At 59.9% G+C, this 22,299-nt stretch carries 24 protein-coding genes; 17 read left to right on the forward strand and 7 right to left on the reverse strand.

Annotated elements, in window-relative coordinates:
* Window positions 1-101 precede the first annotated feature (101 nt).
* Window positions 102-650: a NifU family protein gene (locus HQL44_06075; protein ID MBF0268139.1), complete on the reverse strand. Its 549-nt coding sequence runs from the start codon at window positions 648-650 to the stop codon at window positions 102-104.
* 64 nt (window positions 651-714) lie between these two features.
* Entirely contained in the window at window positions 715-1,719 is a 1,005-nt protein-coding gene (gene trpS / locus HQL44_06080) for a tryptophan--tRNA ligase (protein ID MBF0268140.1), read from the reverse strand.
* A 142-nt stretch (window positions 1,720-1,861) separates the two neighbouring features.
* Between trpS and HQL44_06085 the strand changes: the two genes are divergently transcribed.
* The 3 genes from HQL44_06085 to HQL44_06095 are packed head-to-tail and all read left to right on the forward strand — an operon-like array spanning window position 1,862 to window position 5,237.
* On the forward strand, window positions 1,862-2,869 hold the full coding sequence (locus HQL44_06085; GenBank protein ID MBF0268141.1) for a glycosyltransferase family 9 protein: 1,008 nt from the start codon (window positions 1,862-1,864) through the stop codon (window positions 2,867-2,869).
* Window positions 2,866-3,984, forward strand: coding sequence for a lipopolysaccharide heptosyltransferase family protein (locus HQL44_06090; GenBank protein ID MBF0268142.1), 1,119 nt, complete (start codon window positions 2,866-2,868; stop codon window positions 3,982-3,984). Before HQL44_06085 ends, HQL44_06090 begins: the two co-directional genes overlap by 4 nt.
* The gene (locus tag HQL44_06095) at window positions 3,975-5,237 is read left to right on the forward strand and encodes an AmpG family muropeptide MFS transporter (protein ID MBF0268143.1); all 1,263 of its coding nucleotides are present in this window, start codon (window positions 3,975-3,977) and stop codon (window positions 5,235-5,237) included. The genes HQL44_06090 and HQL44_06095 overlap by 10 nt, the downstream gene beginning before the upstream one ends.
* A 10-nt stretch (window positions 5,238-5,247) precedes the next feature.
* Here HQL44_06095 and HQL44_06100 read toward each other — a convergent pair whose 3' ends face one another.
* From HQL44_06100 to HQL44_06110, 3 genes are read right to left on the reverse strand one after another with little or no spacing between them, the layout of a single operon-like run.
* Window positions 5,248-6,432 carry a glycosyltransferase family 9 protein gene (locus HQL44_06100; GenBank protein MBF0268144.1) on the reverse strand — a complete coding sequence of 395 codons (1,185 nt, stop codon included), beginning with the start codon at window positions 6,430-6,432 and terminating at the stop codon, window positions 5,248-5,250.
* Window positions 6,433-6,480: 48 nt separating this feature from the next.
* Window positions 6,481-8,298, reverse strand: coding sequence for a translational GTPase TypA (typA, locus tag HQL44_06105; protein MBF0268145.1), 1,818 nt, complete (start codon window positions 8,296-8,298; stop codon window positions 6,481-6,483).
* Between the two features lie 12 nt (window positions 8,299-8,310).
* On the reverse strand, window positions 8,311-9,300 hold the full coding sequence (locus HQL44_06110; protein MBF0268146.1) for an adenosine kinase: 990 nt from the start codon (window positions 9,298-9,300) through the stop codon (window positions 8,311-8,313).
* A 90-nt stretch (window positions 9,301-9,390) separates the two neighbouring features.
* On the opposite strand from HQL44_06110, the gene HQL44_06115 reads away from it, so the two are divergent.
* The 13 genes from HQL44_06115 (at window position 9,391) to HQL44_06175 (ending at window position 18,953) form a co-directional block, all read left to right on the forward strand.
* Complete coding sequence (locus tag HQL44_06115) at window positions 9,391-10,062, forward strand: EI24 domain-containing protein (GenBank protein ID MBF0268147.1); 672 nt, start codon at window positions 9,391-9,393, stop codon at window positions 10,060-10,062.
* Between the two features lie 63 nt (window positions 10,063-10,125).
* Window positions 10,126-10,770: a polymer-forming cytoskeletal protein gene (locus tag HQL44_06120; protein MBF0268148.1), complete on the forward strand. Its 645-nt coding sequence runs from the start codon at window positions 10,126-10,128 to the stop codon at window positions 10,768-10,770.
* On the forward strand, window positions 10,767-11,150 hold the full coding sequence (locus HQL44_06125) for a hypothetical protein (protein ID MBF0268149.1): 384 nt from the start codon (window positions 10,767-10,769) through the stop codon (window positions 11,148-11,150). Before HQL44_06120 ends, HQL44_06125 begins: the two co-directional genes overlap by 4 nt.
* 185 nt (window positions 11,151-11,335) lie before the next feature.
* Complete coding sequence (gene dnaK / locus HQL44_06130; GenBank protein MBF0268150.1) at window positions 11,336-13,270, forward strand: molecular chaperone DnaK; 1,935 nt, start codon at window positions 11,336-11,338, stop codon at window positions 13,268-13,270.
* A 44-nt stretch (window positions 13,271-13,314) separates the two neighbouring features.
* Window positions 13,315-14,463, forward strand: coding sequence for a molecular chaperone DnaJ (gene dnaJ, locus HQL44_06135; GenBank protein ID MBF0268151.1), 1,149 nt, complete (start codon window positions 13,315-13,317; stop codon window positions 14,461-14,463).
* A gap of 49 nt (window positions 14,464-14,512) precedes the next feature.
* A complete protein-coding gene (locus HQL44_06140; GenBank protein MBF0268152.1) occupies window positions 14,513-14,773 on the forward strand; it encodes a type II toxin-antitoxin system CcdA family antitoxin in 261 nt (86 codons plus the stop codon).
* Window positions 14,773-15,081 carry a CcdB family protein gene (locus HQL44_06145; protein MBF0268153.1) on the forward strand — a complete coding sequence of 103 codons (309 nt, stop codon included), beginning with the start codon at window positions 14,773-14,775 and terminating at the stop codon, window positions 15,079-15,081. Before HQL44_06140 ends, HQL44_06145 begins: the two co-directional genes overlap by 1 nt.
* 9 nt (window positions 15,082-15,090) lie before the next feature.
* Window positions 15,091-15,888, forward strand: a complete 798-nt coding sequence (locus HQL44_06150; protein MBF0268154.1) for a 4-hydroxy-tetrahydrodipicolinate reductase — start codon at window positions 15,091-15,093, stop codon at window positions 15,886-15,888.
* Window positions 15,885-16,517 (forward strand): endonuclease III, encoded by a 633-nt coding sequence (nth, locus tag HQL44_06155; GenBank protein MBF0268155.1) that lies wholly within the window; start codon window positions 15,885-15,887, stop codon window positions 16,515-16,517. The genes HQL44_06150 and nth overlap by 4 nt, the downstream gene beginning before the upstream one ends.
* An 84-nt stretch (window positions 16,518-16,601) precedes the next feature.
* Window positions 16,602-16,949, forward strand: a complete 348-nt coding sequence (locus tag HQL44_06160) for a helix-turn-helix transcriptional regulator (GenBank protein ID MBF0268156.1) — start codon at window positions 16,602-16,604, stop codon at window positions 16,947-16,949.
* A complete protein-coding gene (locus HQL44_06165; protein MBF0268157.1) occupies window positions 16,946-18,235 on the forward strand; it encodes a type II toxin-antitoxin system HipA family toxin in 1,290 nt (429 codons plus the stop codon). The genes HQL44_06160 and HQL44_06165 overlap by 4 nt, the downstream gene beginning before the upstream one ends.
* Window positions 18,236-18,429: 194 nt before the next feature.
* On the forward strand, window positions 18,430-18,660 hold the full coding sequence (locus tag HQL44_06170) for a hypothetical protein (GenBank protein MBF0268158.1): 231 nt from the start codon (window positions 18,430-18,432) through the stop codon (window positions 18,658-18,660).
* 5 nt (window positions 18,661-18,665) lie between these two features.
* Window positions 18,666-18,953 carry a type II toxin-antitoxin system RelE/ParE family toxin gene (locus HQL44_06175; GenBank protein ID MBF0268159.1) on the forward strand — a complete coding sequence of 96 codons (288 nt, stop codon included), beginning with the start codon at window positions 18,666-18,668 and terminating at the stop codon, window positions 18,951-18,953.
* A 3-nt stretch (window positions 18,954-18,956) separates the two neighbouring features.
* Here the strand turns inward: HQL44_06175 and HQL44_06180 are convergent, their stop codons facing one another.
* Both HQL44_06180 and HQL44_06185 read right to left on the reverse strand, forming a co-directional pair.
* A complete protein-coding gene (locus tag HQL44_06180) occupies window positions 18,957-19,790 on the reverse strand; it encodes a hypothetical protein (protein ID MBF0268160.1) in 834 nt (277 codons plus the stop codon).
* Between the two features lie 60 nt (window positions 19,791-19,850).
* Window positions 19,851-21,335, reverse strand: coding sequence for a thymidine phosphorylase family protein (locus HQL44_06185; GenBank protein ID MBF0268161.1), 1,485 nt, complete (start codon window positions 21,333-21,335; stop codon window positions 19,851-19,853).
* 36 nt (window positions 21,336-21,371) lie between these two features.
* On the opposite strand from HQL44_06185, the gene HQL44_06190 reads away from it, so the two are divergent.
* The gene (locus HQL44_06190) at window positions 21,372-22,289 is read left to right on the forward strand and encodes a DUF1848 family protein (protein MBF0268162.1); all 918 of its coding nucleotides are present in this window, start codon (window positions 21,372-21,374) and stop codon (window positions 22,287-22,289) included.
* The last annotated feature ends 10 nt before the right edge of the window (window positions 22,290-22,299 follow it).

The raw sequence follows: 22,299 nt of genomic DNA on the forward strand, positions 1-22,299 counted from the left end.
TTGTCCTTCAATCGGCGGCAGGCATGAAGCGCCTCTCGCCATGGGGGCAAACAGAAACCGTTCCCTCGGGCAGCATTACGACCAAACGTGTTTTTATTATGTTAATCGACCGCCTGCACGGCCTGAACCTCAGGCACGTAATAGCGCAGCATGTTCTCGATGCCGTGCTTCAAGGTCGCCGTCGAACTCGGGCATCCGGAACAAGCACCCTGCATGTGCAGGTAAACCGTCCCGTCCTCGAAGCCGCGAAAGATGATGTCGCCGCCATCCTGGGCCACCGCCGGGCGAATGCGCGTATCCAGCAGTTCCTTGATCTTGGTGACGATTTCATCGTCCAGCGTTTCCGCCTCGCCGATCTCGGCGCCTTCGGCCAGGATCGGACGATTATGGGTGAAATGATCCATGATGGCGCCCAGCACCTGGGGCTTCAGATTGGTCCAGTCCGCATGGTCATGCTTGGAGACGCTGACGAAATCGGACCCCAGAAACACCGAAACAACCCCATCGATGCCGAACAGTGCGCTGGCCAGCGGCGAGCGAGCGGCCTTGTCGGCGCTCGGAAAATCGGCCGTTCCCTTGGTCATCACGGTCTGGCCGGGAAGAAATTTTAAGGTGGCGGGATTGGGCGTGCTTTCGGTCTCGATGAACATGCGTATCTCCTTATAGGCCCCCATTAGATAGGCGGCCTTGGCCCCTGGATCAAGCCCAAAGCGGCTATGGTTTTAGGAAGCCAACGATATCATAGACTTGCGACAAGATAGGCTCGGCCATCGCCCTGGCCTTCTCGCCGCCGCGCTTCAAAATGCCGTCGATATGGGCGGGATCGTCCATCAGCCGCTTCATTTCGGCATTGATGGGTCCCAGAACCGAAACCGACAGATCGACCAGCTCTTGCTTGAAGGCCGAGAATTGGAGGCCTGCGAATTTCTGCAAGGCAGCTTCCTTGTCCATGTCGGAAAGGGCGGCGTAAATGCCCAGCAGATTCGAGGCTTCGGGGCGCGAGTCCATATTCTCGACCGTATCCGGCATGGCGTCGGGATCTGTCTTGGCCCGCCTGATCTTCTGGGCGATGGCGTCGGCATCGTCGGTCATGTTGATGCGCGAATAATCCGATTCCTCGGACTTGCTCATCTTGCGCGTGCCGTCACGCAGGCTCATCACCCTTGTGGCCGCCCCAAAGATCAGGGGTTCGGTGATGGGAAAGAAATCGACCTTGAAATCGTTGTTGAACTTGATGGCGATGTCGCGCGTCAATTCAAGATGCTGCTTTTGGTCCTCGCCCACCGGCACATGGGTGGCCTTGTAGGCTAGAATGTCGGCGGCCATCAGATTGGGATAGGCGAACAGGCCGACCGAGGCGTTTTCCTTGTGCTTGCCCGCCTTCTCCTTGAACTGGGTCATGCGGTTCAGCCAACCCATGCGCGCCACGCAATTGAAGATCCAGGCCAATTCGGCATGGGCGGGCACCTGGCTTTGGTTGAACAAGATGTTCTTTTCGGGATCGACGCCCGAAGCCAGCATGCCGGCGGCCACTTCCCTGGTGTTGCGGCGCAGCTCTTGCGGGTCTTGCCAAACCGTGATGGCGTGCAGATCGACCATGCAGAACAGGCATTCGTAATCGCCCTGCAGGCGCACCCAATTGCGGATGGCCCCCAGATAATTGCCGAGATGCAGATTGCCGGTGGGCTGGATACCCGAGAAGATGCGTTTGGCAGACATAGGCCGCTCCATGTGGACTGGATGAATAAGACATGCGCGCTTGCCGGTTGGAAGGGCAAGAAAGCCGGGGGAGGAAGCCAGAAATCATCCCAAGGGTCAAGAGCGCTTCCTTGGGCGGGCAGCATGTGTTAGATGCAAATCCATGGCCAGCAAGAAAATTCAGCCCCAAACCATTCTCGTCTATGTCGGTCTCGACCGCGTGGGCGACGCGCTGTTGAAGCTGCCTTTCGTGCGCGGGCTGCGCGCCGCCTTTCCCGAGGCGCGCATCACCTGGCTGGCCGGAAAGGACACCAGCGTCTATGCCAGCCAGATGGCGCCCGCCGTCCAAGGCCTGATCGACGAAGTGATCGAGCAAGCGAATATCGGCCTTGATCCGCTGGAACTGTTGCATCGGCCCCTGAACGGGCGGCGTTTCGACCTGGTGATCGATACCCAGCGCGTCGCCCTGGCCTCGCTGGCCCTGATGCGCATCCCCGCCCGCTGGCGTCTGTCACCCTTCGCTCATTTCCTCTTTTCAAGCCGCAAGCCGCCCAAAGGATATAAATTTCCCAAGACCATGCTGCGCCAGATGCTGGACCTGTTGGAGCTGGCGACCGGCGAAAGCGTCGCCACGCCAAAACGGATCGACGTATCGATCCCCGATGACATGCATGAAGAAGCCAAGCGCCTGCTGCCCGAGGGCAAGCGTTATGTGGGGCTGGCGCCGGGCGCTGGCGGCAAACCAAAATGCTGGCCGCTGGACCGTTTCGCAGAAGTGGGGCGGGCCTTGTCGCAAGACGGCTTCACCCCTGTCTATCTATTGGGTCCGCAGGAGCCGGACTGGCAAGAGCCATTGGCCAAGCAGGTTCCTGCGGCGCTGTTTCCCCTGCAGCAATCGGGCGTGGCCCAGCGCTTCGCCTATTCGCCGCTGCTGACCATCGCGCTGGGCGAAAGGCTGGCGGCCTCGCTGGCCAATGATTCCGGGGTTGGCCATATGTTGGCCTTAAGCGGGCGTCCGCTGGTCTCGCTGTTCGGACCCACCAGCCCGGCCAAATTCGCCCCCGTTTCCTCGTGCCTGACCATCGTGACGGCCCAGGAATTTGGCGGGCGCGAGATGGGCTTGATTCCAACCGAAGCGGCATTGCAGGCGCTGAAAGCGCAACTGGCATGAAATTGTCGATGCTGCTCGATCAAATTCTGATGCGTCTGGCGGCATCCAAGACAAGCAAGGAAAACAGATCGGGCGTGCTGCTGATCGCCGCCGGCGGGCTTGGCGACGCCGTGCTTCTGATGGCGGTGCTGGACCGCTTTCTGGCCTTGGCCAATAGGGGCGAGCAGGTCACGCTGTTGATGCGCAAGGATGCGGCCAAAATGAGTTTCCTGGCTCCGCCTGAGCTGGAAATTCTGAGCATCGATTTTCCCCGTTTGAAAAGCGATTGGGCCTATCGGCTGGCCTGCTTTCGCGGTCTGGCCGCCAGAAACCTGCGCCTGGCGGTCAGCCTTGATTACTTGCGCCACCCCCATCTGGACGAGGCCTTGATCAAGGCCTGCGGCGCTTGCGAAACGGCGGCCATGAAAGCCAAGCCCTGGGCGAAATATCAAACGGAACTTGACGCCAACCAAACAATCTACACGCGCCTTTATGACAGCGGCGGCGCATTGGTTGACAAGGTTCTGCGCTGGGCGGGCTTTGCCGATTGGCTGACCGGCAAGACCTTGCCGCCCCCCGTTCTGGCCCTTCCCGAATCGCGCATGCAGCCCGCCGCCACTGATCTGGCGCCCACCGTTTTCATCCAGCCCTTTTCGGCGGTAACTTCAAAGCAATGTCCGCCCGAATTCTATCTGCCCCTGCTGGACGCCCTGCCCAAGGAAGTCAAGGTGGCGCTGCTGGGCGCACCCGGCGATCTGGAACGCAATCCCGACTTTCGCCGCCTGTTGGCCCGTCCGAACCTGACCTTCGACGCCAGGCCCTTCAAGGACTTGCTGCCCAGCTTGCGCGCAGCCAAACTGGTGGTCAGTGTCGATACGGCCCTGATGCATCTGGCCGCCCTGTCGGGCGCGCCGACGCTCTGTCTGGCAAGTGCTGCCTATGCGGGCGAGATCGTGCCCTATCCCGCCGAGACCTGTCCTTCGAATGTGCGATTCTTGATGGCCGAGATGGATTGCAAGGGTTGCCTGGGCGTTTGCATCCATCCCAACCATGAACGCATCTATCCTTGCGTCGCCAAATTGAACGCCAGCGAAGCGGCGAAGGCAGGGCTGGAATTGCTGGAGGAATTTGCGTGAATTCCTGGCTGAAGGCGCTGGCTGTTTACTGGGATCGGCGCATTCTGGCGGTCTTGTTCCTGGGCTTCTCCAGCGGCCTGCCCTTGGCGCTGACCGGTCAAACCCTGATGGCCTGGTTGACCGAGGCCCAAGCCGACCTGACCACCATCGGCCTCTTCGCCCTGGTGGGCGTTCCCTATAGCGTCAAATTCCTGTGGGCGCCGCTGATCGATCGTTTAAGCCTGCCCATCTTGTCCCGACTGGGACGGCGCAGAGGATGGGGCCTGTTCGTCCAGGCCAGTCTGGCCGCATTGCTTGTCTTGTTGGGCGGCATTGATCCCGCCAGCCAACCGGGAGCCTTTGCGGCAATCGCCGTCCTGATCGCTTTCGCCTCGGCCAGCCAGGATATCGTGATCGACGCCTTCAGGGTCGAGATCCTGGAAGAGAAACAATATGGCGCGGGTGCGGCCGCCGTGCAGTTCGGCTATCGCATCGGCATGCTGATTTCCGGCGCAGGCTCGCTGTTTTTGGCCGAGGCGATGCCCTGGCCGCAGGTTTACGCCGTGATGGCGGGATTGATGGGCGTCGGCGCCTTGACGCTGCTGCTGAACAAGGAACCCAAGGAGGTTCCGGCCCCCGCTTCGGGCAACTGGCTGAGAGACAAGGTACTGGCCCCCTTCGCCGACATCGTGAGCCGCTTGGGCTGGCAAGTGCTGGCCGTCTTCGCCTTCATCGTGCTTTACAAGCTGGGTGACGCCCTGGCCGGCATGATCTCGACCACCTTCTATCTGAAGATGGGTTTCGCCAAATCCGAAATCGCCGAAATCAGCAAGCTGTTTGGCTTCGGGGCGACAATTCTGGGCACTTTCCTGGGCGGGGTGGGGGTGGCGCGTTTCGGCATCGGCAAAAGCCTGATCGTCTTTGGCGTTTTCCAGATGGGATCGAATTTGATGTTCGCCTGGATGGCGACCCGGGGTCACGACATTCCGGCGCTGTACGCCACCATCGGCATCGAGAATCTGGCGGGCGGCATGGGGTCGGCCGCTTTCGTGGCCTATCTGTCGCGCCTGTGCAACCTGTCCTTCACCGGCACGCAATATGCGCTTTTGTCGTCGCCCGCCGCCCTTGGGCGCACCCTGTTCGCGTCATCCAGCGGCTGGCTGGTCGTGCAACTGGGTTGGGTGAACTTCTTTGCCCTCAGCACGGTCGCAGCACTTCCCGGCCTGCTGCTGCTGTTTTGGATGCTCAAGCGCTTTCCGGCGACGACGAGATAAGCGTCCGACGCTATGCCAACGGCAATAGTTGCGACAATTCCCGCCAGACCTCATCCACCGGCACGGCCTCGATGCAAGGAAAGACGTCTTCCTTGGTGGCGCGTTTCGTGCAGCGCCAGAAACAGTGATAGCAATCCATCTCGCGATAGACGAAACGGGCGTTGGCGGGCGTAGCTTCGGGCGGATAGGGCACGAAGCTGCCGAAATGGCCGCCGCCTACCACCACCACCGTGGGGGTTCCAAGGGCGACCGACAAATGCGCCGGTCCCGTATCGTTGGACAACACGGCCAGGGCGTGTTTCATCAGGTCAAGCAGCGTGGGCAGGTTGGTGCGCCCGATCATGTCGATCACGCCGGGGCGGTTGAGAACGCGGCGCATCTCGGGCTGGCGCGCCCTTTCCGCTTCGCTGCCGCCGGTGAAGGCCACGCGATAGCCCAGATCGAGCAGCCTGTTCGCCACGACCAGATAGGCTTCGAACGGCCAGCGCCTTCCCGGCTCGTTCGAGCCGAAATTCAGCACCACATAAGGAGGGCCGTCGAAAACGGGAGAGGGCGCGTCGCGCCAATCGATCTTGGGCGATTGGGGTGCGATGTCGCGTCCGGCCATTTGCGAGACGAACTTGAAATGGCGGATGATTTCATGTGTGGGATAGGGGCCGGTATCGATCACGCGAACGTTTTCGCTTAGGTAATAGCCGAATTCGCCCTTGGTGGCGTCGCTGATATAGGGCTTGGACATGACCTTCAGGGGAGCGGCCGAGAACCAGACCAGGCTGTCGGCGGTCAGCGCCTTTCGAAAGAAGATGTCCGATACGGCGATCGCGAAACCTTGCTTGCGCACCCACAAGGCTTCCTTGAAGCGATAGAAGGGTTTGCGCTCGAAGGCGTGCTCGTCGATGATGCGGCACTTGTAGCCCTTGAACACTTCGGACGTGATGCCGCCCCACGAGGCGCAGCCCAGCACCGTGATGTCTTGCTTGTCGACGCCGAAGGCCTGGGCGTAGTGATCAAGGGCGCGGCGAAACAGCACCATGTCGCCGATGCCGTCCATGCGCACCGCCAGCAGGCCCTTGGGCTTCTTGAAGACCGGCCAGTAGCGCACGACCAGATCAAGCGGGCGGAACATCCACCAGCGCCTGCGCATGCCGGCGGGCATCAAACGGTCAAACGGGTATCGGCCAGGCGCGTCGGTCATCGGGCGATTGTTGCAGCGAAGCTCGCCTTTGTCACCAGTCCGCCTTCATCACGACTCGGCCTTGCGCGAGGCCTTCTTGCGCTCGTTGGCGTCCAGGTCGCGCTTCCTAAGCCGGATGCTTTTGGGCGTGACCTCGACCAGCTCGTCGTCTTGGATATAGGCGATGGCGTCTTCCAGCGACATTTTCCTGGGCGTGGTCAGGCGAACCGCCTCGTCCTTGCCGCTGGCCCGGATATTGGTCAGCTGCTTGGCCTTCAGGCAATTGACCTCAAGATCGTTGCCGCGCGAATGTTCGCCGATGATCATGCCTTCATAGGTCTTCACGCCCGCGCCCACGAACAGAGGCCCGCGTTCCTCAAGATACCACAAGCCATAGGCGACGGTTTCGCCCAGACCGTTCGAGATCAGCACGCCGTTGCGTCGGCCCTCGATCGGGCCTTTCCACGGTGCATAGCCCGCAAAGCTGCGGTTCATCAGGCCCGTACCCCTGGTGTCGGTCAGGAATTCGCCGTGATAGCCGATCAGGCCGCGTGAAGGGGCGCGGAACACGATGCGCACCTTGCCTGCACCCGAGGGGCGCATTTCGGTCAATTCGGCCTTGCGGTTGGCCATCTTTTCGACCACCGACCCTGAATATTCCTCGTCGACGTCGATCTGCACGTCTTCGAAAGGTTCCGTGCGCTCGCCGTTCTCGTCGGTGCGGAACAGCACGCGGGGGCGCGAAATCGACAGTTCGAACCCTTCGCGGCGCATTTGTTCGATCAAGACGCCCAGCTGCAATTCGCCGCGACCCGAAACCTCGTAGGAATCGCGCTCTTCGCTTTCCTTGACGCTGATCGCCACATTGCCCTCGGACTCGCGCTTCAAGCGGTCGCCGATCATGCGCGACGTGACTTTCGTGCCTTCCTGCCCGGCATAGGGTGAATCATTGACCGAGAAGGTCATCGACAAAGTGGGCGGATCGACGGGAATCGCCGTCAACGGCTGGGTGAATTCAAGGGCGCACAGCGTGTCGGCCACGGTGGCGTTGGTCAGGCCCGCGATGGCGACGATGTCGCCCGCCTCGGCCTCGTCGGCGGGGATGCGCTCAAGGCCTCTGAAGGTCAGCAGCTTGGAAACGCGGGCCTGCTCGACCAGCTTGCCGTCCGGCGTCAGCGCCTTGATCGGCATGTTGGCCTTGACGCGTCCGGTCTCGACGCGGCCCGTGAGCACGCGGCCCAGATAGGGATCATATTCCAGCAGCGTGACCAGCATCGAGAAGTTCTGCTCCATGTCGCGCTTGGGCGGCGGCACATGCTTCAAGATCAGGTCGAACAGCGGGGTAAGGTTTTCCTTGGGACCGTCGGGCGATTCGGCGGCCCAGCCGTCGCGGCCCACTGCGAACAGGGTGGGGAAATCCAACTGGTCGTCATTGGCGTCCAGGATGGCGAACAGATCGAACACTTCATCATGCACTTCGTGGGCGCGGGCGTCCTGGCGATCGACCTTGTTGATCAGCACGATGGGGCGCAGGCCCTGGGCCAGGGCCTTTTGCGTCACGAACTTGGTTTGCGGCATCGGGCCTTCGGCGGCGTCGACCAGCACCACCACGCCGTCAACCATCGACAAGATGCGCTCGACCTCGCCGCCGAAATCGGCATGGCCCGGCGTGTCCACGATGTTGATGCGCACGTCCTTCCAGATCACCGAGGTGCATTTGGCCAAAATCGTGATGCCGCGCTCGCGCTCGAGATCGTTCTTGTCCATGGCCCGTTCGGCCACTTGCTGATTGTCGCGGAAAGTCCCGCTTTGGCGCAGAAGCGCATCGACAAGCGTCGTTTTCCCATGATCGACATGGGCGATGATAGCAATGTTGCGGATGTCCATTTTGTCCCGGTTTCAGCCTAGTTTTTCGGCCATGAGTTTGGCCAGATCGCAAGATGGTCTGGCGCCGATATGTGAAATGACTTCGGCGGCGCAAATGCCGCCCGCCCTTGCCGAATCGGCTAGGGAACGGTTTTGGGTCAAGGCCCACAGGAAACCGGCGGCGAACAGGTCGCCCGCCCCCGTCGTGTCCTCGACCTTATGAACCTTCTCGGCGTCGATGACGTGCATCTCGTCGCCCGCCACCACCACCGACCCCTTGGCCGAGCGGGTCAGCACCACCACCGAGCACAGACCGCGGGCCTTTTGCAGGGCCAGGTCGAAATTGTCGGTCTGGAACAGCGATTCGATTTCCGACTCGTTGGCGAACAGGATGTCTGTATAGCCTTGCGCGAATTCCAGGAATTCGGCGCGGTGGCGATTGACGCAAAAGGAATCGGACAGCGACAAGGCCACCTTGCGTCCCGCCCCATGCGCCAGCTTGGCCGCCTTTTTGAAGGCTTCCTTGGCCCTGGGGGGATCGTACAGATAACCCTCAAGATAGGTGACCTGGCTGTTGACGATCAGGTCCTCGTCGATGTCTTCCGGCCCCAGCTCGATGCAAGCGCCCAGATAGGTCTGCATGGTGCGCTGGGCGTCGGGGGTGACCAGGATCAGGCAACGCGCAGTGGTGGGGCCACGCCTGAGCGAAGGGGTGCGGTAATGAACGCCGATGGCCGACAGGTCGTGGCGAAACACCCGGCCCAGCACGTCGTCATGGACCTTGCCGATATAGGCGGCGGCGCCCTTCAGCGAGGCGATGCCCGCCATGGTATTGGCGGCCGAGCCGCCCGAACATTCGATGGCCGGTCCCATTTGGGCATAAAGACGCTGCGCCTGATGAGCGTCGATCAGGGTCATCGCCCCCTTGGGCAGGTTCTGTTCGGTCAGGAACGAATCGGAGGCATGGGCGAGCACATCGACGATGGCGTTGCCGATACCGACGACGTGATAGCTCTCCGTCATCGAAACTTGTCATCCTTAAGTCTTGCAGGGCCTGAAATTAGCGGCGCAGTATAACCACCGCGTGAACAAGGGCAAGAGAAGAGAAAAATTATGTTGCACGGTTTCCTTAAGGCCCTGAAACAATTGTCGGACCCCAAATTAAAGGGGGTGCTTATGATTGGCATCCTGGGCGCCCTGGGCCTCGAGGTGGCCCTTTGGTTCCTGCTTTGGCAGGGCGTGTCCCTGCTGCAGCTGGTGCAATTGGAATGGCTGGATCAGGCGTTGGATGTCGGCGCCCTGCTGGTCGTGATGCTGGCCAGTCTGTGGTTTTTTCCCGTCGTCGCCACGCTGATCGTCGGTTTTTTTCTGGAACGCGTGGCAGGCGCGGTGGAAGAGCGCCATTATCCGGGCTTGGCCCAACCCCGCGACGTCAGCCCGTTTGAAAGCCTGGGCACGGCGCTGCGTTTCGTGCTGGCCAGTCTGGGCTTCAACCTTCTGGCCTTGCCCTTCTACTTCATTCCGCTCTTGAATCTGGGGGTTTTCCTGCTGCTGAACGGCTATCTGCTGGGCCGGGAATATTTCGAACTGGTGGCCGCCAGAAGGCTTGCGCCGGGAGAGATGGCCCAGATGCGCCTGGCGCATCGAGGGCGCTTGCTGCTGACCGGCATAGCCGGGGCGGCCCTGATGACCATCCCCCTGGTCAATTTGGCCACGCCCGTTCTGCTGACCGCCTGGATGGTGCATGTGTTCCAGTCGTTGCTTGAGAAACAAAAGCCGCTATAATCGCCCGGCAATCAGCAAAAGCGCGAAAAATGCGCATCACCCAGGGAAAAGAGTGGAGTTCGGATGTTCCGCCGTAAAAGGACTGAGGACGAAGCGGCTGGCATGGACAATGCCAGCCTGGAAAATGGACAGGCGCAAAGCCCGAACGATGAGGGTTCGGACGATATGAGCGCGCCGCCCATGAAACCCTTTTCGCGCAAAGGTACGCACATGCCCAACAAGCCGCCCGCCACCCCTTTTCGGACGGACATTCCCCGACGCGTGGTCGACATTCCCGGGGCGGCGCGCCGCTCCCCTTCCGCCTCGACCGAGGTGGACGGCAAGAAGCTGATCGTCGGGCGCGACATCTGCCTGACCGGCGAGATCAGCGCTTGCGACCGTTTGGTGGTCGAAGGGCGGGTCGAAGCCTCGCTGTCCGACGCCCGTTCGGTGGAGATTTCCGAAACCGGCTATTTCAAGGGCAATGCCGAGGTCGAGGAAGCCACCATCGCGGGCAGTTTCGAAGGCCAACTGGCCGTTCGAGGCCGCCTGATCATTAAGGGCACCGGTCGCGTGCGGGGTTCGGTGCGCTATGCCAGTCTGGTTGTCGAACAGGGCGGCCAGTTGTCGGGATCGGTCGAATTGGCCGAAGCACCCGAGGCCAGCGCCCCCAACATGCCCCCGCTTCTGGGCTTGGCCTCTGGTGCCGGAACCGAGGGACGCAATTGAACCTGGCGCGTGCGGCGGCTTGGCTGGGCCTCGCCCTAAGCCTAGCCGCCTGCCAGACGGCGGAGCAGCCGGAAGCCCGCCTCGCCGCGGCTTCGCCCGGCCCGGCTTTATCTTCGCCATCTGTGCCGATGACGCCCGAGAAGCTGGTCGGCCTTTCCGAATCCGAGGTTCAGGGGTTTCTTGGCCAGCCCAATCTGCGGCGAAAGGAAGCGCCGGCCGAACTGTGGCAGTATAGTGGTGGTGGGTGTGTGATCGATCTATATCTATATCGTGAGGGCGAAGCCCAGAAAGTGTCCTATGTCAGCCTGCGCGATCAGGTGACGGGGCGCATCGGGGGTGCTGCCTGTCAGGAGCGGCTGGCCAAGCTGGCCGGACATTAACGAAGTAATAAGTCACCTAAGGTAAAGGCTTGTCGGCCTGGATGGTTGCGGGCTGGAACGGCTTTCCCTATATATCCGCCAGGGCCGGGGCAAAGCCCAGGCTATGATCCAACACCCGAAGGGGGCCGGACGCCGATCGCCTAGAAGGGATCGCAAGGGCCTGCCGGACAGAGAACGAGGATGAGATGAGCAAGGTAATCGGCATCGATTTGGGCACCACGAATTCGTGCGTCGCCATCATGGAAGGCAAAGGCGCCAAAGTCATCGAGAATTCCGAGGGCGCCAGAACCACGCCGTCGATGGTCGCCTTCGCCGATTCCGGCGAGCGTCTGGTCGGCCAGGCCGCCAAGCGCCAGGCGGTGACCAATCCCGCCCACACCCTGTTCGCCATCAAGCGCCTGATCGGACGGCGCTATGACGATCCGTTGGTGGAAAAGGACAAGGGCCTGGTTCCCTACAAGATCGTGCCCGGCGACAATGGCGATGCCTGGGTCGAGATCGACGGCAAGAAGATGAGTCCCAGCCAGGTCTCGGCCTTCATCCTGACCAAGATGAAGGAAACGGCGGAAGCCTATCTGGGCGAGAAGGTTTCGCAGGCCGTCATCACCGTGCCCGCCTATTTCAACGATTCACAGCGCCAAGCGACCAAGGACGCGGGCAAGATCGCGGGCCTGGAAGTGTTGCGCATCATCAACGAACCCACCGCCGCGGCGCTGGCCTATGGCATGGAAAAGAAGGGTGCGGGCGTCATCGTGGTCTATGACCTGGGCGGCGGCACTTTCGACGTCTCGGTGCTGGAAATCGGCGACGGCGTTTTCGAAGTGAAATCGACCAACGGCGACACGTTCCTGGGCGGCGAAGATTTCGACGCTCGCATCATCGACTATCTGGCCGACGAGTTTAAGAAAGAACAGGGCATTGATCTGCGCCAGGACCGTTTGGCCCTGCAGCGCTTGAAGGAAGCCGCCGAAAAGGCCAAGATCGAACTGTCCAGCGCCATGCAGACCGACGTCAATCTGCCCTTCATCACGGCCGACCAGTCGGGACCCAAGCATCTGAACGTGAAGCTGACGCGCGCCAAGCTGGAAGCACTGGTCGAGGAACTGATCCAGCGCACCATCGGCCCTTGCCGCGCCGCGCTGAAAGATGCGGGCATCAAGGCCAGCGAAATCGACGAAGTGATCATGGTCGGCGGCATGACCCGCATGCCCAAGGTTTACGACGTGGTCAAGGAATTCTTCGGTCGCGAGCCGCATAAGGGCGTCAATCCCGACGAGGTGGTGGCGCTGGGTGCTGCCATCCAGGGCGGCGTTCTGAAGGGCGACGTCAAGGACGTGCTGCTCTTGGACGTGACGCCGCTTTCGCTCGGCATCGAAACGCTGGGCGGCGTCTTCACGCGCCTGATCGACCGCAACACCACCATCCCCACCCGCAAAAGCCAGACCTTCTCGACGGCGGAAGACGGGCAGACGGCGGTCACCATCCGCGTCTTCCAGGGCGAGCGCGAAATGGCTGCCGACAACAAGATGCTGGGCCAGTTCGATCTGGTCGGCATTCCGCCCGCCCCCAGGGGCGTGCCGCAGATCGAGGTCACTTTCGACATCGACGCCAACGGCATCGTGCATGTCACCGCCAAGGACAAGGCTACCGGCAAGGAGCAGAATATCCGCATCCAGGCTTCGGGCGGCTTGGGCGACGCCGACATCGACCGCATGGTCAAGGAAGCCGAGCTGCATGCCGAGGAAGACAAGAAGCGGCGCGAATTGGTGGATGCCAGAAACCATGCCGACGCCATGATCCACACTACGGAAAAGAATTTGAAGGAACATGGCGAGGCGATCGGAAGCGAAATCAGGGACGCCATCACCAAGGATGTCGAGGCCTTGAAGGCGGTCATGGGCGGCGAGGATCTGGCCGACATCAAGGCCAAGACCGACGCGCTTATGCAGACCTCGATCAAGCTGGGCGAGGCCATGTACAAGGCGCAGCAGGAAGCGGGGGCCGGCGGCACTCATCCCAACGATGCGGCTTCGCATCAGGGCGAGTCGCATGACAAGGATGGCGGCGCCGACAAGGTGGTCGATGCCGACTTCACCGAAGTCGATCCGGACAAGAAGTAACAATGAAGGGCGGGACGTGATGTCCCGCCCGGCGGTTTGGGGCCATGGCGAAAAAAGATTTTTACGAACTTCTGGGAGTCGCCAAAGGGGCGAGCGCCGATGACCTGAAAAAGGCCTATCGCAAGCTGGCCATGCAATGGCATCCCGACAAGAATCCGGGCGACAAGGCGGCCGAACAGAAGTTCAAGGACATCAGCGAAGCCTACGAAATTCTGAAGGACGATCAGAAGCGGGCCGCCTATGACCGTTTCGGCCATGCCGCCTTCGAACAGGGCGGCGGCTTCAGGCCGGGCGGCGGCGCTGGCGGCGCGCACGATTTCGGGGGAGCCGGTTTCGCCGACATCTTCGACGAAATGTTCGGCGACTTCATGGGTGCCGGGCGCCGGGGCGGCGCCCAGCCGGGGCGCGGCCAGGACCTGCGCTACAACATGGATGTATCGCTGGAAGAAGCGCATAAGGGCCTTAACACCTCGGTGCGCGTGCCCTCGTCGGTGGCCTGCGAGGCCTGCAAGGGCACCGGCTCGGCGGGCGGCAGCGCGCCCGCCACCTGCCAGACCTGCCATGGCCATGGCAAGGTGCGCGCCACCCAAGGCTTTTTCACCATCGAGCGGCCCTGCCCCACCTGTCACGGCATGGGCAAGGTGATTTCCGATCCCTGCAAACCCTGCCAGGGGTCGGGACGCGTGCGCAAGGAAAAGACCCTGTCGGTCAACATTCCGCCCGGCGTCGAGGACGGCACGCGCATTCGCCTGGCCGGAGAAGGCGAGGCGGGGTTGCGTGGCGCGGCGGCGGGCGATCTTTACATCTTCCTCAGCCTAAAGCCGCATCGCTTCTTTCAGCGCGACGGCGCCAACATTTATTGCCGGGTGCCCATTCCCATGACCACGGCGGCCCTGGGCGGCCAGATCGAGGTGCCGACCATCGACGGCAACCGCGCCAAGGTGACCATTCCCGCCGGAACGCAAACCGGCCACCAGTTCCGCCTGAAGGCCAAGGGCATGGCGATTTTGAAAAGCCCGGCCAGGGGCGACATGTTCATCCAGGCCATGGTCGAAACGCCGGTCAAGCTCTCGAAGAAACAGTTGGATCTTTTGAAGGAATTCGAGAAATCGGGGTCCGACAAGGACACCAGCCCCGAATCGGCGGGCTTCTTCGCCAAGGTCAAGGAACTGTGGGAAGACCTTAAGGAGTAGATGCGCATTCTCCATGCGCATGCTATATGTGGATAGCGTATGCGCATGGATGGAGCGCCCCCCCGTGAATCATCTCTTCGATCCCAAGGCAGGCAAGAAGGCGGTGAATGTCACCGTCAATCAGGATCTTCTGCGCCAAGCCCGCGAAGCGGGCCTTAACCTGTCGGCGGCGCTTGAGGAAAAACTGGCCGAGGAGGTGCGGGCGATCAAAAAGGCGCGCTGGCAGGAAGAAAACCGCGAAACCATCGACGCCTATAATCGTTCCGTCGAAAAGAATGGACTGTGGAGCGATGGATACCGGCGGTTCTGATGGCGCAGTTTGATCTGCACCTTCCGGCCAGGCCGATGCGCGTCGCCTATTTCATCGACCTGCAAACTGACTTTCTGGACCGTCTGAATACGGTGGTCGTAGCGCCGTTGGTGGCGGAAGAGCAGGCGGAAAACAGTGGTCATCGAACCCTGTCGCCGCGTTTCACCATCGAAGGAAAAACCTATATTCTGGAAGCCGTGCATCTGGCCGCCATCGAAAGACGGATGCTTGGCCCCAAGGTGGGGTCGCTTGCCGACCAAAGATATGACATTCTGGCGGCGTTGGATTTCATCTTCACGGGAATCTGAGGGAAAAACATGAAAATAGGAATCGTCGGCTGCGCTGGGCGCATGGGTCAGATGTTGGTGCGCGAAGTGCTGCAAACGCCGGGCGCTCATTTGGCGGGCGGCACCGAAAGGCCGGGCGCCGACGTCATCGGGCGCGACATCGGCGAGATCGTTGGTTTCGGCAAATTGGGGATTGCGGTATCGGCCAGTGCAGCCGAGATGTTCCACCATGTCGACGCCGTCATCGACTTCACCGTGCCGCCGGCCAGCATCGAACATGCGAAGATCGCGGCGCAGCACAACAAGGTGCTGATCATCGGCACCACCGGCATGACGGACGCCCAGTCACGACAAGTGGCCGAACAGGCGCACTCGGCCCGCATCGTCATGACTCCCAATTTCAGCCTCGGCGTTACGTTGGCGATGGCGATGGTGGAACAGGCGGCGGCGATCCTGGACGATGCCTATGATATCGAAGTCGTGGAAATGCATCATCGCCACAAGATCGACGCGCCCTCGGGCACCGCTCTGGGGCTGGGCCGCGCGGCGGCCAAGGGGCGCGGCGTGGTGCTGGACGAAGTGGCCTGCAAAGCGCGCGACGGCCAGATTGGGGCCAGGCATCGGGGCGAGATCGGTTTTGCCACGCTTCGCGGCGGCGACGTGGTGGGCGACCATACGGTGATCTTCGCCGCCGACGGCGAGCGTTTCGAAATCACGCACAAAGCCTCAAGCCGCCAGATCTTCGCCAAGGGCGCGGTGCGCGCCGCCCTGTGGTGCAAGGGCAAGAAGCATGGGCTTTACACGATGAAGGATGTTCTGGGGCTATGACGCCCAAGAAAGTCCGCGATCTTTTCAGCCGTCTGCAAGCGCAGAATCCGTCGCCCAAAAGCGAGTTGGATTATGTGAACTCCTTTACGCTGCTGGTGGCGGTGGTGCTGTCGGCGCAGGCCACCGACAAGGGGGTGAACAAGGCCACGGCGCCCTTGTTCAAAAAGGTGACGACGCCAGAAGCCATGCTGAAGCTGGGGCTGGAGGGCTTGAAGGATTACGTGAAGTCGATCGGGCTTTACAACAGCAAGGCCGCCAACATCATCGAGCTATCGCGCCTGCTGATCGAGAAGCATGGCGGCCAAGTGCCACATGATCGGGATGCCTTGCAGGCCCTGCCCGGCGTGGGCCGCAAGACCGCCAATGTGGTTCTGAACGTCGCCTTCGGCGAACCCACCATGGCGGTGGATACGCATGTGTTCCGTCTAGCCAACCGCACCGGGCTAGCCAAGGGCAAGACGCCGGAAGCGGTCGAGGCCGGGTTGCTGAAGGTGACGCCGCCGGAGTTCATGGACCACGCCCATCACTGGCTGATCTTGCATGGCCGCTATATCTGCAAGGCCAAGAATCCCCGTTGCCAGGACTGCATCATCCGCGATCTGTGCGGCTGGGGGGAGAAACCCCTGTAAAATGTCGCCGAACGGCGACCTTTATTAAATGTTGCCGATCGTATACTTATATCGTAAGTTATCGTTCGGTGACATGGAGTCAAGATGTTTGCACGAACCGCGCTAGACCTGGGACTGATTGTTCGGGAACGCCGCCGGAATCTCGGCATGGATCAAAGCGATCTTGCCGCAAGGGCTGGCGTTAGCCGCCAATGGATCATCGACATCGAGAAAGGAAAACCTCGCGCCGAAGTCGGTTTGGTTTTGCGAACACTGACGGAGTTGGGACTCAAAGTTCGAGTCGAGAGCGAGATTCCAGAAGGCCAATTCGAAGGCAATGGAGCCGGAGCCGGAAGTGGCGCGGGGAATGGTGACGGCACCGGTTATGGTGTCGGAAGCTGGGATTTCAACATTGACGACGTCATCGAAAGGGCGCGGGGCAAAAAGAAATGACAGGCCGTATTCTTGTTGTTCTTTTTGCAGGACAGGAAATCGGACAGGTCGAGCGCAATCAGGCTGGGCGGCTGACCTTCAGGTATAGCGAGAAATGGCAAAGATTCGCTGAAGCTGTTCCACTATCCTTATCGATGCCTCTCGCAGCCAAAGAGCATCGGCATGAAAAAATAGACGCCTTCATGAACGGTCTGCTGCCGGACAATGAAGTCGTTCTCGCCCGCTGGGCACGAGACTTCCAAGTTTCGGCGCGCAACGCCTTTTCGCTATTAGCCTATGTCGGCGAGGACTGTCCCGGCGCAGTTCAGTTCATCCCACCGGAGAAGCTTGCCGCCGTTCTTAAGCCCTCAGCGCCAGAGATTGCGTGGCTAGACGAGGCGGAAGTGGCCGAGCGCTTGAGAATACTAAGAAACGATCAATCTTCATGGCGCATGCCGCGTGACGCCGGACAATTCAGTCTGGCCGGCGCGCAACCCAAGACAGCGTTGTACTTTGAAAATGAACGTTGGGGAGTCCCTTCGGGACGAACGCCGACGACGCATATTCTCAAGCCCCCATCGGCGGAGTACGAGGGCCATGCTGAAAACGAACACTTCTGCTTGACCTTGGCCCGCGAAGTCGGCTTGCCGGCGGCGAGTTCCGAGATAAGGCGCTTCAATGGTGAAACGGTTTTCGTGACGGAACGATATGATCGTATTCGTCTGGCAAAAACCCAACCTGTTCTAAGACTCCATCAAGAGGATATGTGCCAAGCGCTTGGACTATACCCGACCAGCAAATATCAAAATGACGGCGGCCCAGGTCCTGAGACGATCATACAACTTCTAAAAACAAATTCGAGTCGACCAGCGGATGATGTCGGCACATTTATCGAGGCCCTGGCCTTCAACTGGATGATTGGCGGCACGGATGCCCATGCCAAGAATTATTCGCTACTGCACGGGGGCGGAGGGCGCGTACGACTGGCGCCGCTCTATGATGTTGCCAGCGTGCTGCCATACCCGGGCATTGACCCTCAGAGCATCAAACTGGCCATGAAGATCGGCGACGAATACCGTCTCAGGGACATCGGTCCTCGTCAGTGGCATAAATTGGCAAATGCCATTTCCTATGATCAAGGCATGCTGACAGAGCGCTTGGCCGCACTTGCATTGAAAACGGCGGAACAGGCAGGAACCGTCCGTGACCGTCTCCAAAGCGAAGGGGTCGTGAATCCGATTATTAATAGGCTGGCGGAAACCATTTCAACAAGAGCGGCTCATTGCGCTGAACTGCTTCGGATGTAGCGTAAATTCCCTCACCCCAACACTCTCTCCCCGCAAGCGGGTGGAGAGGGAATTCGCTAGGGAATCGGTTGATTCTGATTTTCCTCCCTCTCCCCCTTTCCTTGGGGGAGAGGGTCGGGGGAAACTGCTCAACCGGTCAGCCATGGATCAAGTCCGGGCATGACGTTTTCAATAAGAAAGGCTATACTCCACCCATGGCGACAAGACTGGTTAGCACTGTTGAACTGGCAGCAGAGGCCCTGGCGAAAGCGGGCCTTCCCGGCAACCGACCCGTGACCATGATCGTTTTCGACAGTGAGGACGAAGCCAAGCTGGCCGACCTGAAATCCGCCATCCACGAAGCTGATTCCAGCGGCGCTTTCATCGACGCCGATCAGGCGTTCGAGATGCTGAAAGCCGATCTGCGCAAGAAATATCCCCTCTGACGGAAATGGCGCGGCTGGTTCTTGAAAGAACGGCGATAAGGGACTTGGGAGAGATCGCCGAATTCATCGCGCAAGATAATCCAGTGCGGGCCTTCACCTTCATTGAAGAAATCAAGGACGCGTGCCGCACCTGGGCGGAGAATCCGCTTTCCGGAAGGGCTCGGCCCGAAATCGCCCAAGGCCTGCGCAGCTTTCCGCATGGCAATTACGTCATCTTCTATCGCCCGCTGCCCGACGGCATCGCCGTGCTGAGAGTGTTGCATGGGAAACGGGACACGGAGCGGGGGATTTGATCGTTAGGTATCAATTTGTTCAGGTAATATATCTATTGTCGGGGGCTCAAGCAGTTTATGCTCGCTGAATTCGTGTAATTCTGACTTAAGAAAATTAAGTAATTTCTGTCCCCTGTTGTAGTGATTCTCAAGTGCAGTAGAGGCTGCGTCGCTGACGATTAGAAGTTGAACCGTCGCAGCAATGACTACTAAGGCTTTTTTTGCGAATTCAGGAACAGTTAGGTTAGAGCATTGGCAGTTTGCTGGGCGATCTAATATTGCTGCTTGAATCTCAAAAGCCGCAGCGCATAATTTATCGATAAGACAATCAGCCCCAAAAAACTCCAGTTTCTCAATGAATAATTTTATTCCGTTAAGGGATGTAAGAACCATTTGGGCATGAATAGAATTTTGGAAAGTGACATCGTGTAAAATAGACGAAATATCATCCGACAATTTTTTTCGTTCTTGGTCCGATAGTTTTATCAAAACATGTGTCTTTTTTAGCGATATATTTGCCATGCCAACAGATATGAGGTGGTGTTCAGGTAGACAAGCATTTTTTCTGTCATTCCACGCAGCATGTAATAATTGTGTAGAGAAAATACTACTCATAACAGTGATGGCAGAAATAATATTACCTTTGTGCCCATCTAATTCAGGATCATTACTGACTAATTCTTTGAACCGGACACACCTTGATGTGATGACGCTAAGCAATAAATAATAGACATCGTCATCCGCTTTGCATCCAAAAATCGCGGCTAAAGCATCTCGCGTAGATCCGCGCATTTCGTAGTTTTTTAAGTGTCGAAAAAGCTGCTCAAGCTCTGTTGCTGGGTCTGTAAATTCAGACATTAAGAAGTCCACTCCTTGTATTGGACACAACGGAAAGTGGATCATCCAGGGAAAAGAAAGTCAACCCAACTCCACCCCGCTGTTTTCCCGCGCCAAAGCCGTGGCGAAGGCGAAGTCGGATTTGTTGGCGGCATAGATGCGATAAAGAATTTCGCCCGCCTTCACATGGTCGCCGACGCGCTTCATGAGGTCGAGGCCCGATCCCTTGTCCATCGGCGCACCCGCCAAGCGGGCGACGCGGGCGATGCGCGCGCAATCGATGTTGGAAACCACGCCCGTCCGAGGCGCCGCGACGTCCTCGGTGAAGCTGCCCAGAATGGCGGGCACGCCCGAAGGGCCTTGGGCGGCGATGATGCGCTCCATCGTCGTCAGGGCGCGACCAGAGTCCAGAATGTCGCGGGCGATGGCATAGCCCTGCCCACCCTTCACCTTGGGATCGAATTCGATCAGCATGCCCGCCAGTTCCAGCGATTTCTCGCGCAGGTCCATGGGGGCCAAGGGTTCGCGCCTTAGAACCTGCATGACGTCGCGCGCCTCGAGCAACGGGCCGATGCCGCGTCCGATCGGCTGGGTGCCGTCGGAAATGATCACCACCATCTGCATGCCCATGGCCGAACCGACATGTTCGAATAATTTGCGCAGTCTGATGGCCTCCGACTGGCTGCGCACCTTGGCGGTGGGGCCGACCGGAATGTCGATCAACAGATGGGTGGAACCGGCGGCGGCCTTTTTTGCCAGGATGCTGGCCACCATCTGTTCGGGCGTGTCCACGTTCAAAGGCCGCTCGACCGAGATCAGCACATCGTCGGCGGGGGCCAAATTCATATGCCCGCCCCAGACCAGACAGCCCCGCTCGGCGCTGACGATCTCGCGCAGCCTGGGCAGCGGAATATCGACATTGGCCAGCACTTCCATCGTGTCGGCAGTGCCCGAAGGGCTGGTGATGGCGCGAGACGAGCTTTTGGGAATGGGAAGCCCATGCGCGGCTACGATCGGCACCACGATCATCGAAGTGCGGTTGCCGGGCAGGCCGCCCACGCAATGTTTGTCGACCACCACCGGATCGGGCCAGCTAAGGCGCGTGCCGGTGCCCGCCATGGCGCGGGTAAGGGCCAGCACTTCAGCGGTGGTCATGAAACCGGCCAGCGAGACCAGAAAGGCCGCCAGCTCCATCTGCGAATAGCGGTGCGCAGCCACATCCTCGATGATGGCCTTATAGTCCTGAGGCTCCAGCGTCTCGCCCCTGATTTTGGCGCGCACCGCCTCCAGGCTTTCCGGCGGGCTGGCCTGGCGGATCGACACTTCGGCCCCTTCGGGCAGGCCCAGCGACTTGAAGGCTTGCAGCGACAGACCCAATTCGTCGGGGCCGACGATCAGGCCGTTTTCTACCACATTCAGGGTGGCCAGCACATGTTTGCTGTCGGACCGAACCTCGATCTTGGCCAGGGCCTTGAATCCTTCGGCGCGATAGACGGCGCAGTCCTGACTTAGGAAGGCGACATATTCGCGTTGGGTGTCGATAGGGACGCGTTTGAGCTTGAGCATCTATATAATATAATCCTTTCAAGGTCCGACCGCACGATGATCATTTCAGCCAGCTATCGCACCGACATTCCAGCCTTCTATGGCGATTGGTTCAGAAACCGCCTGAAGGCCGGGTTCGCGCGCGTCGAAAGCCCCTATGGCGGCAAATCATCCACAGTGTCGTTGCGGCGTTCGGATGTGGATGGATTCGTGTTCTGGACCAGGAACATAGCGCCATTTCTTGGCGTACTTGGCGAAGTTCATGAACAGACTTATCCCTTCGTCGTCAGTCATACGCTGACCGGCTATCCCCGCGAATTAGACGCCCGCGTGGCCGACGCCCATGCCAGCATCAAGGCCATGCAAAGACTGGCCGATTTGTACGGCCCCCTGGCCCTGGTCTGGCGCTACGATCCCATTCTGATCTCGTCGCTAACTCCCGCCGCTTGGCATCTCGAGAATTTCTCAGGCCTGGCCAGGGGCCTGAAGGGGGCCTGCGACGAGGTGGTGGTCTCGTTTGCGCAAATCTACAAGAAGACGCGGCGCAATCTGGACGCGGCGGCCAAAAACCATGGCTTTGGCTGGCACGACCCCGATCCCGGCGAAAAGCGCCGCCTGATCGGCCAATTGGCCGCCATCGCAGCAGAGCAAGGCATGCGCCTGTCCGTTTGCTGCCAGCCCGATCTGACGCCTGAGGGGGTCGGTCTGGCCCGCTGCGTCGATCCCAAGCGGCTGATGGCGCGGGCTGGGCGAGAATTTTCTTTCAAATTCAAAGGCAACCGTCCTGACTGTGGCTGTGCTGAAAGCCGCGACATTGGGGCCTATGACAGTTGCCCGCATGGTTGCGCCTATTGCTATGCCGTGGGCGAGCGGGGCGGGGCCGCCAAGCGCTTCAAGACCCACGATCCGAATGGCGAATTTCTAATCACGCCAGAAAAGCCGCCTGTTTCATCGACAGGCGATCTTTTTGAGTGATATCTTCCGC

The sequence above is a fragment of the Alphaproteobacteria bacterium genome (assembly GCA_015231795.1).
Lineage (GTDB): Bacteria > Pseudomonadota > Alphaproteobacteria > Rhodospirillales > WMHbin7 > WMHbin7.